At 62.2% G+C, this 14636-nt stretch carries 16 protein-coding genes; all 16 read left to right on the top strand.

Annotation, left to right across the window (positions count from 1 at the left end; all coding sequences use genetic code 11):
* The first annotated feature begins 4 nt into the window (after positions 1-4).
* The 16 genes from fliH (at position 5) to flhA (ending at position 14636) form a co-directional block, all read left to right on the top strand.
* Positions 5-787, top strand: coding sequence for a flagellar assembly protein FliH (fliH, locus tag AC07VG_RS06720; protein ID WP_494999780.1), 783 nt, complete (start codon positions 5-7; stop codon positions 785-787).
* Positions 777-2135, top strand: coding sequence for a flagellar protein export ATPase FliI (gene fliI, locus AC07VG_RS06715; protein ID WP_494999781.1), 1359 nt, complete (start codon positions 777-779; stop codon positions 2133-2135). Before fliH ends, fliI begins: the two co-directional genes overlap by 11 nt.
* A gap of 6 nt (positions 2136-2141) precedes the next feature.
* Positions 2142-2591, top strand: a complete 450-nt coding sequence (fliJ, locus tag AC07VG_RS06710; RefSeq protein ID WP_103495957.1) for a flagellar export protein FliJ — start codon at positions 2142-2144, stop codon at positions 2589-2591.
* A gap of 88 nt (positions 2592-2679) precedes the next feature.
* Positions 2680-2985 carry an STAS domain-containing protein gene (locus AC07VG_RS06705; RefSeq protein ID WP_494999782.1) on the top strand — a complete coding sequence of 102 codons (306 nt, stop codon included), beginning with the start codon at positions 2680-2682 and terminating at the stop codon, positions 2983-2985.
* Positions 2986-2990: 5 nt separating this feature from the next.
* The gene (locus tag AC07VG_RS06700) at positions 2991-4697 is read left to right on the top strand and encodes an ATP-binding SpoIIE family protein phosphatase (protein ID WP_495020701.1); all 1707 of its coding nucleotides are present in this window, start codon (positions 2991-2993) and stop codon (positions 4695-4697) included.
* 41 nt (positions 4698-4738) lie between these two features.
* A complete protein-coding gene (locus tag AC07VG_RS06695; protein ID WP_494999878.1) occupies positions 4739-5083 on the top strand; it encodes an Hpt domain-containing protein in 345 nt (114 codons plus the stop codon).
* 116 nt (positions 5084-5199) lie between these two features.
* Complete coding sequence (locus AC07VG_RS06690; RefSeq protein WP_495020700.1) at positions 5200-6687, top strand: flagellar hook-length control protein FliK; 1488 nt, start codon at positions 5200-5202, stop codon at positions 6685-6687.
* Between the two features lie 255 nt (positions 6688-6942).
* Complete coding sequence (gene fliL, locus AC07VG_RS06685; protein WP_494999785.1) at positions 6943-7449, top strand: flagellar basal body-associated protein FliL; 507 nt, start codon at positions 6943-6945, stop codon at positions 7447-7449.
* 9 nt (positions 7450-7458) lie between these two features.
* Entirely contained in the window at positions 7459-8427 is a 969-nt protein-coding gene (fliM, locus tag AC07VG_RS06680; RefSeq protein WP_494999786.1) for a flagellar motor switch protein FliM, read from the top strand.
* Between the two features lie 56 nt (positions 8428-8483).
* A complete protein-coding gene (gene fliN / locus AC07VG_RS06675) occupies positions 8484-8951 on the top strand; it encodes a flagellar motor switch protein FliN (RefSeq protein WP_495020699.1) in 468 nt (155 codons plus the stop codon).
* Entirely contained in the window at positions 8952-9383 is a 432-nt protein-coding gene (gene fliO / locus AC07VG_RS06670) for a flagellar biosynthetic protein FliO (RefSeq protein WP_495020698.1), read from the top strand. It abuts the gene before it with no gap.
* Positions 9383-10135 carry a flagellar type III secretion system pore protein FliP gene (fliP, locus tag AC07VG_RS06665; protein WP_495020697.1) on the top strand — a complete coding sequence of 251 codons (753 nt, stop codon included), beginning with the start codon at positions 9383-9385 and terminating at the stop codon, positions 10133-10135. The genes fliO and fliP overlap by 1 nt, the downstream gene beginning before the upstream one ends.
* Before the next feature lie 15 nt (positions 10136-10150).
* Positions 10151-10420 (top strand): flagellar biosynthesis protein FliQ, encoded by a 270-nt coding sequence (fliQ, locus tag AC07VG_RS06660; protein ID WP_100939027.1) that lies wholly within the window; start codon positions 10151-10153, stop codon positions 10418-10420.
* A gap of 1 nt (position 10421) precedes the next feature.
* Entirely contained in the window at positions 10422-11204 is a 783-nt protein-coding gene (gene fliR, locus AC07VG_RS06655) for a flagellar biosynthetic protein FliR (RefSeq protein WP_495020696.1), read from the top strand.
* A gap of 3 nt (positions 11205-11207) precedes the next feature.
* The gene (gene flhB / locus AC07VG_RS06650) at positions 11208-12347 is read left to right on the top strand and encodes a flagellar biosynthesis protein FlhB (protein WP_495020695.1); all 1140 of its coding nucleotides are present in this window, start codon (positions 11208-11210) and stop codon (positions 12345-12347) included.
* 159 nt (positions 12348-12506) lie between these two features.
* On the top strand, positions 12507-14636 hold the full coding sequence (flhA, locus tag AC07VG_RS06645; RefSeq protein ID WP_495020694.1) for a flagellar biosynthesis protein FlhA: 2130 nt from the start codon (positions 12507-12509) through the stop codon (positions 14634-14636).

The raw sequence follows: 14636 nt of genomic DNA, 5'->3' as shown, positions 1-14636 counted from the left end.
AGCCATGACTGATCCAACCGATCTGATCCGCGCCCGGGACGTGGGCGGTTTTGACCTCTGGTCGCTGCCCAGCTTCGACCCGCATGTCGAAGCACCCGAGCCGGAGCCGGTGGAAGAAGCACCGCTCGAGATGGAGGAAGTGCCGCTGGAGGAAGTCCAGCCGCTGACCCTCGAAGAACTCGAAAGCATTCGCCAGGAAGCCTACAACGAAGGCTTCGCCGTGGGCGAGCGCGAAGGTTTCCACAGTACGCAGCTCAAGGTGCGGCAGGAAGCGGAAGTCGCTCTCAGCGCCAAGCTCAAGTCCCTGGAAGTGTTGATGGGCAATCTGTTCGCGCCCATCGCCGAGCAGGACCGGCAGATCGAGCAGAGCCTGGTGGGCCTGGTCGAGCACATGGTCCGCGAGGTCATCCAGCGTGAACTGAAGACCGATTCCAGCCAGATCGAACATGTCCTGCGCGAAGCCCTCAAGCTGTTGCCGCTGGGCGCCGACAATGTGCGCTTGTACATCAACCCCCAGGATTTCGACCAGATCAAGGCTCTGCGCGAGCGCCACGAGGCCAGTTGGCGGATTGTCGAGGACGAGGCCCTGCTGGCCGGTGGCTGCCGGATCGAAACCGAGCACAGCCGGATCGATGCAACCATCGAAACCCGTATCAGCAAGGCCATCGGACAACTGTTCGATCAACTCCACGAGCAATCCCTGCACCCGGCGATGCCAGACATGGCTCTGGAGCTGGAGGAAGCGCTGGCCACGGTTTCCGAAGCGGACCTGTCCGATGCGTCTTGAGCGCACCAGCTTCGGCAAGCGCATGAGCGGCTACGCCGAAGCCATCGACTTGCCTGGGCAGCCGATCCTCGAAGGGCGCCTGTTGCGCATGGTCGGCCTGACCCTCGAAGCCGAGGGCTTGCGCGCCGCCATGGGCGCACGCTGCATGGTGATCAACGACGACAGCTATCACCCGGTGCAGGTCGAGGCCGAGGTGATGGGTTTTTCCGGCGGCAAGGTGTTTCTGATGCCGGTGGGCAGCGTGGCCGGCATAGCACCAGGCGCCAGGGTCGTGCCGTTGGCCGATACCGGGCGCCTGCCGATGGGTATGAGCATGCTCGGGCGGGTGCTTGACGGTGCCGGCCGTGCCCTCGACGGCAAGGGTGGGATGAAGGCCGAGGACTGGGTGCCGATGGACGGTCCGACCATCAACCCGCTCAACCGCAATCCCATCAGCCAGCCGCTGGACGTGGGCATTCGCTGCATCAATGGTTTGTTGACCGTGGGCCGCGGCCAGCGCCTAGGGCTCTTCGCCGGTACCGGCGTGGGCAAGAGTGTGCTGCTGGGCATGATGACCCGCTTCACCGAGGCCGACATTATCGTCGTCGGCCTGATCGGCGAGCGGGGTCGCGAGGTAAAGGAATTCATCGAGCATATCCTCGGTGAAGAAGGTCTCAAGCGTTCGGTGGTGGTGGCGTCGCCGGCGGATGACGCGCCACTGATGCGTTTGCGCGCGGCCATGTACTGCACACGGATTGCCGAGTATTTCCGCGACAAGGGCAAGAACGTCCTGTTGCTCATGGACTCCCTGACCCGTTTCGCCCAGGCTCAGCGGGAAATCGCCCTGGCTATCGGCGAACCGCCGGCAACCAAGGGTTATCCGCCGTCGGTGTTCGCCAAGCTGCCCAAGCTGGTAGAGCGTGCCGGCAACGCCGAGGCCGGCGGTGGCTCGATCACCGCGTTCTACACCGTGCTGTCCGAAGGCGATGACCAGCAGGACCCGATTGCCGACTCGGCGCGGGGCGTGCTCGACGGGCATATCGTCCTGTCCCGGCGCCTGGCCGAGGAAGGCCATTACCCGGCGATCGATATCGAAGCCTCCATCAGCCGGGTCATGCCCGCGGTGGTCAGTCCCGAGCATATGAGTCGCGCCCAGCACTTCAAGCAGCTCTGGTCACGTTATCAGCAGAGCCGCGACCTGATCAGCGTCGGTGCCTATGTGGCTGGCGGCGACCGTGAGACCGACACCGCGATTGCCCTGCAGCCGGCAATGGTGCAGTACCTGCGCCAGGGCTTGAACGACAATATCAGCCTGGGTGAAAGCGGCGCGCATCTGGCGTCGATCTTCGCTCCCGCGGCGGGCGGTTAATCGATCATGGCCCTGAGTCGCGCCGCGCGCCTGGCCCCGGTGGTCGATATGGCCGAAAGTACCGAGCGCACGGCAGTCCAACGCCTTGGTTATTTCCAGGGCCAGGTGCGGGTCGCGCAGAACAAGCTGGAGGATCTCGAGCGTTTTCGCCTCGAATACCAGGAACAGTGGATCCAGCGTGGCAGCCTCGGGGTCTCCGGCCAATGGTTGTTGGGTTACCAGCAGTTTCTCACCCAGCTGGACACGGCGGTTGGCCAACAGCGCCAGAGTCTGGCCTGGCACCAGAACAATCTCGACAAGGCGCGCGAGGCCTGGCAGCAGGCCTATGCCCGGGTCGAAGGCTTGCGCAAACTGGTGCAACGTTATGTCGACGAGGCGCGCCATTTGGAAGACAAGCGTGAACAGAAGTTGCTGGATGAGTTGTCCCAGCGTTTGCCGCGGCAGAGTCCGTATTGATCTGCAGGAATTTTGACGCTCACGGTTGCCCTACCTTCGGCGGGGTGCTAAACCTTGTACACGTCGCCACTGACAAGGAAGCAGTATCATGGCTGTAGTCGCAGTAGTATCGCCCGATGGCGCAAAATTGACGATCTCCATCAAGGGGCGCTTTGATTTTGGTCGGCATCAGGAATTTCGTGAGTCTTATGAGGGGCTTGCCAGGAAACCGTCGTCCATTGTGGTCGATCTGAAGGAAGCGACCTATCTGGACAGTTCGGCGCTGGGCATGTTGCTCTTGTTGCGCGATCACGCCGGTGGTGATCATTCCGATGTACGAGTGATCAACAGCAACTCGGATGTGCGCAAGATTCTCGCCATCTCCAATTTCGACAAACTCTTCGACATCGGCTGACCTCCATGCAGTCGGGAGCGGAGTCGCTGACGGTACTGATCGCCGAAGATGGCGCGGCTGATCGGTTGTTGCTTTCGAGTATTGTCCGGCGCCAGGGTCATGGGGTGCTGACCGCCAGCAACGGCGCGGAGGCCGTGGCCTTGTTCGAGGCCCAGCGGCCACAGCTGGTGCTGATGGATGCGATGATGCCGGTGATGGACGGTTTCGAGGCGGCGCGGCGGATCAAGGTGCTGGCCGGCGAGTCGCTGGTGCCGATCATCTTCCTGACCTCCATGACCGAAGTCGATGGACTGGTGCGTTGCCTGGAAGCCGGCGGCGACGATTTTCTCGCGAAACCCTACAACCAGGTCATTCTCGGCGCCAAGATCAAGGCCATGGACCGCCTCAGGCGCCTGCAGGACACCGTCCTGCAACAGCGCGACCTGATTGCCCGGCACCATGACTACCTGCTCAACGAGCAGCGGGTGGCCAAGGCTGTGTTCGACAAGGTGGCCCACGCCGGCTGCCTTAGCTCGCCGAATATCCGCTACCTGCAATCACCCTATGCGCTATTCAACGGCGACCTGTTGCTGGCGGCCTATACGCCGGCCGGCGACATGCATGTGCTGCTCGGTGACTTCACCGGCCATGGCCTGCCGGCGGCGGTCGGGGCGATGCCGCTGGCGGAAGTGTTCTACGGCATGACCGCCAAGGGTTATGGCCTGCCGGAAACCCTGCGGGAGATGAATGCCAAGCTCAAGCGCATCCTGCCGGTGGACATGTTCTGTTGCGCCACCTTTGTCTGCCTGAGTCCGCAGCGCCAAGTGGTGGAAGTGTGGAATGGCGGCATGCCGGACGGCTACCTGCACCGGCTCGCCACGGGGGAGCGCCAGCCGCTGGTGGCCCGGCACCTGCCGCTGGGGGTGCTGGGAGCCGAGTTGTTCGACCACCGCACCGATGTCTACCCCATGGCCCACGGTGACCGGGTGTTCCTGCTCTCCGACGGGGTGATCGATACCTGTAACAGCGACGAGCAGTTATTTGGCGTGGAGCGTCTGCACGAGGTCTTCGCGGCCAATCGGCAGCCGGATCGCCTGTTCGAGGATATCCAGGAGGCCTTGCACCGCTTTCGCGGCGAGGCTCGCGACGATGTCAGCATGGTCCAGGTCAGCCTGCCGGCACCGACGCGGCAGTTGCCGAACGCCATGGTCTACTCCGACAGCGGTGAGTCCTGCCCGCTGGACTGGTCGGTGAGCTTCGAGTTCCGCGCGGCCAGCCTCAAGCGCTTCAATCCATTACCCTACATGCTGCAACTGCTGATGGAAGTGCATGGCTTGCGTACGCAGAGCGGCGCGCTCTACAGCGTGCTCGCCGAGCTCTACTCCAACGCCCTGGAACATGGTGTGCTCGGCCTGGATTCGAGCCTCAAGCGCGATGTGAAGGGATTTGCGCAATACTATGAACAGCGCAATCGGCGTCTGCTCGAGCTGGAGGAAGGCTTTGTGCGGGTGCGCCTGCAAGTGATCCCCCTGGGGGCGGGCGGGCGGTTGAGCGTACAGGTCGATGACAGTGGCAATGGTTTTGACGTGGCGAAGGTGATGGAGCGTCCCGTGGCGGTCGACCGGCTGTCCGGGCGTGGTGTCGGGCTGGTGCGCCAGCTCGGTCGCAATGCCTGCTGGTCGGACAATGGGCGCAGTGCCCACGTGGAGTTTTCGTGGGAGGCTCAGGCATAATTCGCAGGTCAGGAGCAGGGAGCGATCAAGTGGACAACGATATGGAGCATCTGGACCGTGATGCACTCAGTGCATTGCAGGACATCATGGAGGATGAGTATCCGCTGTTGCTGGATACCTTTCTCGACGATTCGAGAAAACGTCTGGGGCAGTTGCACCAGGCGAGCAATGCCGTGGACCTCGGAGCGGCGGCCCACAGTTTCAAGGGCAGCAGCAGCAACATGGGCGCGCTGCGCCTGGCCGAGCTTTGTCGTCAACTGGAACAGCTTGCCGGGCAATTGCCGCTGGTGGGTGTCGAAGAACTGATCCACCAGATCGACCATGAATATGAGTTGGTGCGCCGTTATTACGAAACCGAGCGCGAGCGCTTTCCGGTCCGGCCTTAGCCGCATGGGCCCGGTGCCTGGATGGGTTGCATCTGACCCGTCCGGGCAATGTGGCCCGAACCTTGCTATTGCTCCTTGCACTGTACTTACGACCCCTGTGCAGCGGAGACCGTATAATGTCACTCGTCCCTAATTCGCTCCTCCAGGCCAATGCTGCCGTCAAGCCGCAGGCAGACCCTGTCATGCCTGCGCCGACCGCTTTCGCGCCGCCCAAGGACAATGCTTTCAGCTTTGCGCAGGTCTACCAGAGCACCCAGAGCAATCCGGTCAAGGTCGCCTTCAATCCGCTCAAGTCGACGGCGGACAAGGCCCCTGTGCAGCCGTCGAAGCCGGACGCGCCGGCCAGTAACGCCAACAACCAGGATGCCGCCGCGCAGTCGCCGGTTGCCGGTAGCGGCAAATCCTTGCCTGCCGACAAATCCACCAAGGTAGATGGCAAGACGGCGTCCGCCGATGACAAGGGCGCTTCTGACAAGACCGCGACCGCGACCGACGGCACGACGGCCTCGACCGATACCTCGAAGTCCGATGACAAGACCGCTTCCAGCGCTGACGCCAGCACCACGACCGATACTCCGGTCGCCGTGGCGACGCCGGACCCGAGCCTGGACCCGGCGCTGCTCCAGGCTGCCGCGACCCCGCCGACTCCGGCTCCCGCCGCGGCGGCAGCGGTCGATCCGGCAGTGGTCCAGGCGCCGTTGGCGGCAGCGGTCAGCGCCGCGACCGCACCGGCTAACGCGAAGGCCTCGACCGCGGGCGATGATTTCGATCCGGCCGCGGACCCGCTGGACAATCTGCCAGCGGTACGCCTGGCCATGGAGCAGGGCGGTCACGTCTCGAGCGGCAGCCAGACAGCGGCGAAGTCCAGCGACAACAGCAACAGCAACACCAACGCCACTGATTCGACGCTGGCGCAGAACCAGGCCAATAACGTCGTGACGATGCTGGATCAGAAGAGCGATCCCGGCAGCAGCGACCAGGGGGGCGACAAATCCTTCAAGACCCTGATCGATGACGGTCTCAAGGATATCAAGAGCGCTTCCAGCGATACCCGGGTCGATGACTTCGCCAATCGTCTGGCGGCCCTGACCCAGGCGCCCACGCCCAAGAGCGCGAATGCGCTGCCGGTCAACCAGCCGTTGGCGATGCACCAGAGCGGCTGGAGCGAGGAAGTGGTCAATCGGGTCATGTACCTTTCCAGCGCCAACCTCAAGTCGGCGGAAATCCAGTTGCAACCCGCCGAGCTCGGGCGCCTGGATATCAAGGTGAACATGTCGGCCGACCAGCCGACGCAGATCAGTTTCATCAGTGCCCACGCCGGGGTACGCGATGCGCTCGAAGGCAACATGCCGCGTCTGCGCGACATGTTGCAGCAGCAAGGCCTGGGGCAGGCCGATGTCAGCGTTTCCGACCAGGCTCGTGGTTGGGCCGGCCAGGGCCAGGGTGCGCAGCAGCAACAGCAGCAGGCGCACAAAGGTAGCGGCAGTGGCGGTAGCCTCGGTGGCGACAGCCAGGATGACCTGTCGATTGCCGCGGCCAGCGAGGCGGCGGCGGTCAGTTCCAGCGTGGTGGTGGGCTCCAGCGCGGTCGACTACTACGCCTGATCCCAGACGCACTGTAGATCGGTCTTGGCCCTTGACGCGCCATTGCGTTCAGCGTGGTCACTGTGGGAACCGGCTTGCCGGCGATGAGGCCCTTGAGCCTTGCGGCGTTCATCCTGGCGCCATCGCCGGCAAGCTGGCTCCCACAGGTTCCCTGGTATTTCAAAGACTGTATTTCCCTTATGTCCAATCTGGCATAACACTTGCTCCAGCCTTGCCGTGCGACTATGAAAAATCGAATAGTGACGGATTATTGGCATGGCGAAGAGCGAAGCAGCGGTAAAAGAACCCGGCAGTAAAAGCAAACTCAAGCTGATCATCGTCATTGTGCTGGGCGTGCTGCTGGCCATCGGCTTGTCGGTGGGCGCGACCTGGTACTTCATGCACAGTGCCCAGAGCAAACCGGCTCCGGCACCGGTCGAAGCCGCCACCAGCGGCAAGCAGCCGGCGATCTTCGAGCCCATGGCCCCGGCCTTTGTCACCAACTTCAAGGACGCCAGCGGCCGCCAGCGCTATATGCAGGTGAGCATCACCTTGCTGGCGCGTAACCAGGCTGACCTGGAGGCCCTCAAGGTGCACATGCCGGTGATCCGCAACAACCTGGTGATGCTGTTTTCCGGACAGACCTACGAAACTCTCGCGACCCCGGTCGGCCAGGAACTGCTGCGCCAGAAAGCCACTGCCAGCGTGCAGGAAGTGGCACAGAAGGAAGTCGGCAAAGTGGTGGTCGAACAGCTGCTCTTCACTAACTACGTATTGCAGTAGGATCACGACATGGCCGTGCAGGATCTGCTGTCCCAGGATGAGATCGACGCCCTCTTGCATGGCGTCGATGACGGTCTGGTGCAGACCGAAACCGCTGCCGAGCCTGGCAGTGTCAAAAGCTACGACCTGACCAGCCAGGATCGCATCGTCCGCGGACGCATGCCGACCCTGGAGATGATCAACGAACGTTTCGCCCGCTACACCCGTATCAGCATGTTCAACATGCTGCGCCGTTCCGCCGATGTGGCGGTCGGTGGCGTGCAGGTGATGAAATTCGGCGAATACGTGCACTCGCTCTATGTTCCCACCAGCCTCAACCTGGTGAAGATCAAACCGCTGCGCGGCACCGCCCTGTTCATCCTCGACGCCAAGCTGGTGTTCAAGCTGGTGGACAACTTTTTCGGTGGCGATGGCCGCCACGCCAAGATCGAAGGTCGTGAATTCACTCCCACCGAACTGCGGGTGGTGCGCATGGTGCTGGAGCAGGCGTTCATCGACCTCAAGGAAGCCTGGCAGGCGATCATGGAAGTCAATTTCGAGTACATCAACTCGGAAGTGAACCCGGCCATGGCCAACATCGTCGGGCCCAGCGAGGCGGTGGTGGTGTCGACCTTCCATATCGAACTCGACGGTGGTGGCGGCGACCTGCACGTGACCATGCCGTACTCGATGATCGAGCCGGTGCGGGAAATGCTCGACGCCGGTTTCCAGTCGGACCTGGACGATCAGGACGAACGCTGGGTCAAGGCCTTGCGCGAGGACGTCCTCGACGTGGCCGTGCCGCTCAGTGCCACGGTCGCCCGTCGCCAGTTGCGCCTGCGGGACATCCTGCACATGCAGCCGGGCGATGTGATTCCGGTGGAGCTGCCGGATGAGATGGTGATGCGCGCCAACGGCGTGCCATCGTTCAAGGTCAAGCTGGGTTCCCACAAGGGCAATCTGGCACTGCAAGTGATTGAGGCGATCGGGCGCCGCTAGGGTGCCGATCAGGAATGCGCTGTGTTAACTGAATTTCTGCTTGCCGAGGACAACTGATGGCTAATGATAACGATATGACTTCCGCCGACGACCAGGCCCTCGCCGATGAGTGGGCGGCCGCGCTGGAAGAAACCGGCGATGCCGGCCAGTCCGATATCGATGCCTTGCTGGCGGCTGACTCCGGCAATTCGTCGAGCGGAAGCCGCCTGCCGATGGAAGAGTTCGGCAGTGTGCCGAAGAACAACGAGCCGGTGACTCTCGACGGCCCGAACCTGGAAGTGATCCTGGATATTCCGGTGTCGATCTCCATGGAAGTCGGCAGTACCGATATCAACATCCGTAACCTGCTGCAATTGAACCAGGGGTCGGTGATCGAGCTCGATCGCCTGGCCGGCGAGCCGTTGGACGTGCTGGTCAACGGCACGCTGATCGCCCACGGCGAGGTGGTGGTGGTCAACGAGAAGTTCGGTATCCGTCTGACCGACGTGATCAGCCCGAGCGAACGCATCAAGAAGTTGCGCTGAATGAGCAGGCTTCTCGGCCTCTTGCTGCTGTCGCCGCTCAGTGCCTGGGCGGCCGAGCCGCTGGCCACGGCGGCGGCCGCGCCGAGCGCACCGGGCAGCATGGCCGGGCAGTTGACGCAACTGGTGCTCGGCCTGCTGCTGGTGCTGGGGATCATCTTTGTCCTCGCCTGGTTGTTGCGCCGGGTGCAACAAGTGGGGCCGGGGGCCAAGGGGCGGCAGGTCATCGAACTGATCGGCTCGCGCGCCCTCGGCCCGCGTGATCGCCTGGTGCTGGTGCAGGTCGGCAATGAGCAGATCCTGCTCGGGCTGACGCCGGGCACCATCACCCCGCTGCATGTGCTCAAGGAACCGGTCCAGGTGCCGAGCGGCGAGCAGGCCACACCTGAGTTCGCTCAACGCCTGATGGAATTGCTGGGTAAGGATAAGAAGTGATGGGCGCTTTGCGGTTTGTCTTGACGTTGGCCTTGCTGCTGGCGGCGCCTCTGGCGCTGGCGGCCGATCCATTGTCGATCCCGGCGATCACCCTCGGCACCGGGGCCAACGGCCAGCAGGAATATTCGGTCAACCTGCAAATCCTACTGATCATGACGGCGCTGAGTTTTATCCCGGCGTTCGTCATGCTGATGACCAGCTTCACCCGGATCATCATTGTGTTCTCGATCCTGCGCCAGGCCCTGGGCCTGCAATCGACCCCCTCGAATCAGATTCTCACCGGCATGGCGCTGTTCCTGACCATGTTCATCATGGCGCCGGTCTACGACAAGGTGAACCATGATGCCCTGCAGCCCTACCTGGCCGACAAAATGTCAGCCCAGGATGCGGTGCTCAAGGCCGAGGGGCCGATCAAGGACTTCATGCTGGCGCAGACCCGCAGCAGCGACCTGGAACTGTTCATGCGCTTGTCCAAGCGCACCGACATCGCCACGCCCGACCAGGCGCCGCTGACCATTATCGTGCCGGCCTTCGTGACGTCGGAATTGAAGACCGCGTTCCAGATCGGCTTTATGATCTTCATTCCCTTCCTGATTATCGACCTGGTGGTGGCCAGTGTGCTGATGGCCATGGGGATGATGATGCTGTCGCCGCTGATTATCTCCCTGCCGTTCAAGATCATGTTGTTTGTGCTGGTCGATGGCTGGGCATTGATCATCGGCACCCTGGCCAGCAGTTTTGGCGGTGTCTAGAGCGAGTGATGTGCAATGACTCCTGAAGTCGCAGTCGACATATTCCGTGATGCCCTCTGGCTGACCACCTTGATGGTTGCTGTGCTGGTGATCCCGAGCCTGGTTGTGGGCTTGATTGTGGCGATCTTCCAGGCGGCCACCCAGATCAACGAACAGACCCTGAGCTTCCTGCCGCGCATGCTGGTGATGCTGGTCACCCTGATCGTCGCCGGGCCTTGGCTGGTGCAGAAGTTCATGGAGTACATCCTGTCGCTGTACGGCAGCATTCCGCAGGTCATCGGCTGATATGTCGCTGCTCGCGCTGACCGATACGCAGATCAGCAGCTGGGTCGCCAGCTTCATGCTGCCGGCGTTCCGGGTCGGCGCGGTGATCATGACCATGCCGATTTTCGGAACCACCCTGTTGCCGCGACGGATCCGGATGTATTTCATCCTGGCAATCACGGTGGTCATCACCCCTGGCCTGCCGCCGATGCCCGAGGTGCATCCGCTGGACCTGAGCGGGCTGCTGCTGATCGCCGAGCAGATCATCTTCGGTGCCTTGCTCGGTTTGTCCCTGCAATTGTTTTTCCAGGCCTTCGTGGTGGCCGGGCAGATTATCGCGATCCAGATGGGCATGGGGTTCGCCTCCATGGTCGACCCGGTCAACGGGGTCTCGGCGGCGGTGATCGGGCAGTTCTTCACCATGCTGGTGACGCTGATGTTCCTGGCCATGAACGGTCACCTGGTGGTCATCGAAGTACTGACCGAGAGTTTCACTACCTTTCCAGTGGGCAGCGGGCTGTCGACCACGGACTTCTGGGTGCTCTCCGGCAAGCTCGGCTGGGTGCTCGGAGCGGCGTTGGTGTTGGTGCTACCGGCGATCACCGCGTTGCTGGTGGTGAATATCGCGTTCGGTATCATGACCCGCGCCGCGCCGCAGCTGAACATCTTCTCCATTGGTTTTCCGCTGATCCTGGTGCTGGGGATGCTGATCCTCTGGATCAGCCTGGGCGACATTCTCAACCAGTATCAACCGCTGGCCGTCGAGTCCCTGCAATTTTTACGCGAACTGGCACGGGTGCATTGAGCCATGGCAGAGAGTGAGAGTGGCCAGGACAAGACAGAAGACCCCACGGACAAAAAGAAAAGAGATGCCCGGGAGAAGGGTGAGGTTGCCCGTTCCAAGGAGCTCAACACCTTTGCCGTGATGATGGCCGGTGCCGGTGCGTTGCTGGTGTTCGGCGGCACCCTGGCCCAGGATCTGGCCGAGTTGATGCGCATGAACTTCACCCTGAGCCGGGAAGTCGTGCTCGACCAACGCTACATGGGGATTTTTCTCCTGCGCTCCGGGGAAATTGCGATCTGGGCCGTGCAGCCGATCCTGCTGACGGCGCTGGCCGCCGCCCTGATCGGGCCGATCTCGCTCGGGGGGTGGTTGTTCTCGCCCGGCAGCATGGCGCCGAAGTTCAGTCGGATGAATCCCTTCCCGGGGATCAAGCGGATGTTCTCGGCCAAGTCGGTGATGGAGCTGCTCAAGGCGGTCGGCAAGTTCACCATCATTCTGTTCGTGGGGCTGTCGGTGCTGTCTTCGGATATCGACGATCTGGTGCGGATCGCCCATGAGCCGCTGGAGTCGGCGATCATCCACAGTCTGCAGCTGGTGGGCTGGAGTACCTTGTGGATGTCCCTGGGGCTGTTGATCATTGCCGCGGTGGATGTGCCGGTGCAGCTCTATACAGCCCACCAGCGCTTGCTGATGACCAAGCAGGAAATACGTGACGAGCACAAGGATCAGGAGGGGCGGCCGGAGGTCAAGCAGCGGATTCGCCAGTTGCAGCGCGAAATGTCCCAGCGGCGAATGATGGCGGCGATTCCCGAAGCGGACGTGATCATCACCAACCCGACCCACTATGCCGTGGCGCTCAAATATGACGCGGAGAAGGGCGGGGCGCCGGTGTTGCTGGCCAAGGGCAGCGACTTCCTGGCCTTGAAGATCCGTGAGATTGCCGTCGAGCACGACATCCTGCTGCTCGAATCGCCGGCCCTGGCGCGTTCGATCTACTACTCCACCGAGTTGGATCAGGAGATTCCGGCGGGCTTGTACCTGGCGGTGGCGCAGGTGTTGGCGTATGTCTTCCAGATCCGCCAGTACCGCGCCGGCAAGGGCAAGCGCCCCGATCCTCTGAAGGGCGACCTGCCGATTCCGCCGGATCTGCGCCGCGATACCTGATCAGTGCTCCTTTGGCGCTACTCCGTATAAATACGACTTTTGCGTGCGCCATCACCTATCCATTTAAACCTCGTCGACAGAGTTGGAAGGCTTCTTGCAGAGGCAGGCCTATGGCGCCCGTGGCGTCAAAAGTTTGCTTCAAGGTGACGAGGAATACCGGTGGATCGCTCTCAACTTCTCAACTCGGCGCGCAGCAACCTGAGCAGCCTCGGCCGGGGCAACCTGGGTGTGCCGGTGCTGCTGTTGGTCATGCTGGCGATGATGATGTTGCCAGTGCCAGCGTTCCTGCTGGATGTGTTCTTCACCTTCAACATCGCCTTGTCGATCGTGGTTCTGCTGGTCTGCGTCTATGCCCTGCGGCCGCTGGACTTTGCGGTGTTCCCGACCATCCTGCTGATCGCCACGCTGTTGCGTCTGGCATTGAACGTGGCCTCGACCCGGGTGGTCATGCTCCACGGCCAGGAAGGCCACGCCGCGGCCGGTAAGGTGATCCAGGCCTTCGGTGAGGTGGTGATCGGCGGCAACTACGTGGTCGGTATCGTCGTCTTCGCGATCTTGATGATCATCAACTTTGTCGTGGTCACCAAGGGTGCCGGACGGATTTCCGAGGTGAGCGCGCGTTTCACCCTCGATGCGATGCCCGGCAAGCAGATGGCGATCGACGCCGACCTCAACGCCGGCCTGATCGATCAGCCACAGGCCAAGCTGCGGCGCCTGGAAGTCGCTCAGGAAGCCGAGTTCTACGGTTCGATGGACGGTGCCAGTAAATTCGTCCGCGGTGACGCCGTCGCCGGCCTGCTGATTCTGTTCATCAACCTGATCGGCGGCATGGCGGTCGGGATCTTCCAGCACCACATGAGCTTTGCCGACGCCGGCAAGGTCTACGCCTTGCTGACCATCGGTGACGGTTTGGTGGCGCAATTGCCATCACTGTTGTTATCCACAGCCGCGGCGATCATGGTGACCCGGGCTTCCGGTTCGGAAGACATGGGCAAGCAGATCAGCCGGCAGATGTTCGCCTCGCCCAAGGCCCTGGGAGTCGCCGCCGGCCTGATGGCGGTGATGGGCCTGGTGCCGGGCATGCCGCACTTTTCCTTTATCAGCCTGGCGGCCGTGGCCGGCGGCATGGCTTATATGCTCTGGAAAAAACAGAATGTCGCCAAGGTCCAGGCCCTGGCCGAAGTCCAGCGCCAGCAGGACCTGCTGCCATCGCCGGCACGGACCATGGAAACCAAGGAGCTGGGCTGGGACGACGTCAGTCCCATCGACATGATCGGCCTGGAAGTCGGTTATCGCCTGATTCCACTGGTGGACCGCAACCAGGGCGGGCAATTGTTGGCGCGGATCAAGGGGGTGCGCAAGAAGCTCTCCCAGGACCTGGGCTTTCTGATGCCCACTGTGCATATTCGTGACAACCTTGACCTGGCACCCAGTGCCTACCGCCTGACCCTGATGGGGGTGACCCTGGCTGAGGCCGAGATTTACCCGGATCGCGAGCTGGCGATCAATCCGGGCCAGGTCTACGGCCCGCTCAACGGGATTACCGCCAAGGACCCGGCCTTTGGTCTGGAGGCGGTCTGGATCGAGGTCAGTCAGCGTTCCCAGGCGCAGTCCCTGGGGTACACCGTGGTCGACGCCAGCACCGTGGTGGCGACGCACCTCAACCAGATCCTCTACAAGCACTCCAGCGAGCTGATCGGCCACGAGGAAGTCCAGCAACTCATGCAATTGCTGGCCAAGGGCTCGCCGAAGCTGGCCGAAGAGCTGGTGCCGGGGATCATTTCCCTGTCGCATCTGCTCAAGGTGCTGCAGGCCTTGCTCGCCGAACACGTGCCGGTCCGCGACATCCGCAGCATTGCCGAAGCGATCGCCAACAATGCCTCCAAGAGTCAAGATACTGCCGCTATGGTTGCCGCGGTTCGCGTCGGATTGTCCCGTGCAATCGTCCAAAGCATTGTGGGGCTTGAGTCCGAGCTGCCTGTGATCACCTTGGAGCCCAGGTTGGAACAGATATTGCTCAATAGTCTGCAGAAGGCCGGACAAGGCTCGGAAGAAGGCGTTCTTCTGGAACCGAGCATGGCCGAGAAACTCCAGCGTTCGCTGATCGACGCCGCCCAGCGCCAGGAAATGCAAGGGCAGCCGGTGATCCTGCTGGTAGCTGGACCGGTTCGCGCGATGCTTTCGCGGTTTGGACGACTGGCGGTGCCAAGTTTGCATGTCTTGGCCTACCAGGAAATTCCGGACAACAAGCAAGTGACCATCGTTGCGACAGTAGGGCCCAACGGCTGA

It is taken from the genome of Pseudomonas sp. GW821-FHT03C07 (assembly GCF_059420925.1).
This window is presented reverse-complemented; position numbering and strand designations above follow the sequence as displayed.

Coding starts and splice junctions, on each gene's coding strand:
- fliH (WP_494999780.1), top strand. CDS start 5: ATGACTGATCCAACCGATCTGATCCGCGCCCGGGACGTGGGCGGTTTT.
- fliI (WP_494999781.1), top strand. CDS start 777: ATGCGTCTTGAGCGCACCAGCTTCGGCAAGCGCATGAGCGGCTACGCC.
- fliJ (WP_103495957.1), top strand. CDS start 2,142: ATGGCCCTGAGTCGCGCCGCGCGCCTGGCCCCGGTGGTCGATATGGCC.
- AC07VG_RS06705 (WP_494999782.1), top strand. CDS start 2,680: ATGGCTGTAGTCGCAGTAGTATCGCCCGATGGCGCAAAATTGACGATC.
- AC07VG_RS06700 (WP_495020701.1), top strand. CDS start 2,991: ATGCAGTCGGGAGCGGAGTCGCTGACGGTACTGATCGCCGAAGATGGC.
- AC07VG_RS06695 (WP_494999878.1), top strand. CDS start 4,739: ATGGAGCATCTGGACCGTGATGCACTCAGTGCATTGCAGGACATCATG.
- AC07VG_RS06690 (WP_495020700.1), top strand. CDS start 5,200: ATGTCACTCGTCCCTAATTCGCTCCTCCAGGCCAATGCTGCCGTCAAG.
- fliL (WP_494999785.1), top strand. CDS start 6,943: ATGGCGAAGAGCGAAGCAGCGGTAAAAGAACCCGGCAGTAAAAGCAAA.
- fliM (WP_494999786.1), top strand. CDS start 7,459: ATGGCCGTGCAGGATCTGCTGTCCCAGGATGAGATCGACGCCCTCTTG.
- fliN (WP_495020699.1), top strand. CDS start 8,484: ATGGCTAATGATAACGATATGACTTCCGCCGACGACCAGGCCCTCGCC.
- fliO (WP_495020698.1), top strand. CDS start 8,952: ATGAGCAGGCTTCTCGGCCTCTTGCTGCTGTCGCCGCTCAGTGCCTGG.
- fliP (WP_495020697.1), top strand. CDS start 9,383: ATGGGCGCTTTGCGGTTTGTCTTGACGTTGGCCTTGCTGCTGGCGGCG.
- fliQ (WP_100939027.1), top strand. CDS start 10,151: ATGACTCCTGAAGTCGCAGTCGACATATTCCGTGATGCCCTCTGGCTG.
- fliR (WP_495020696.1), top strand. CDS start 10,422: ATGTCGCTGCTCGCGCTGACCGATACGCAGATCAGCAGCTGGGTCGCC.
- flhB (WP_495020695.1), top strand. CDS start 11,208: ATGGCAGAGAGTGAGAGTGGCCAGGACAAGACAGAAGACCCCACGGAC.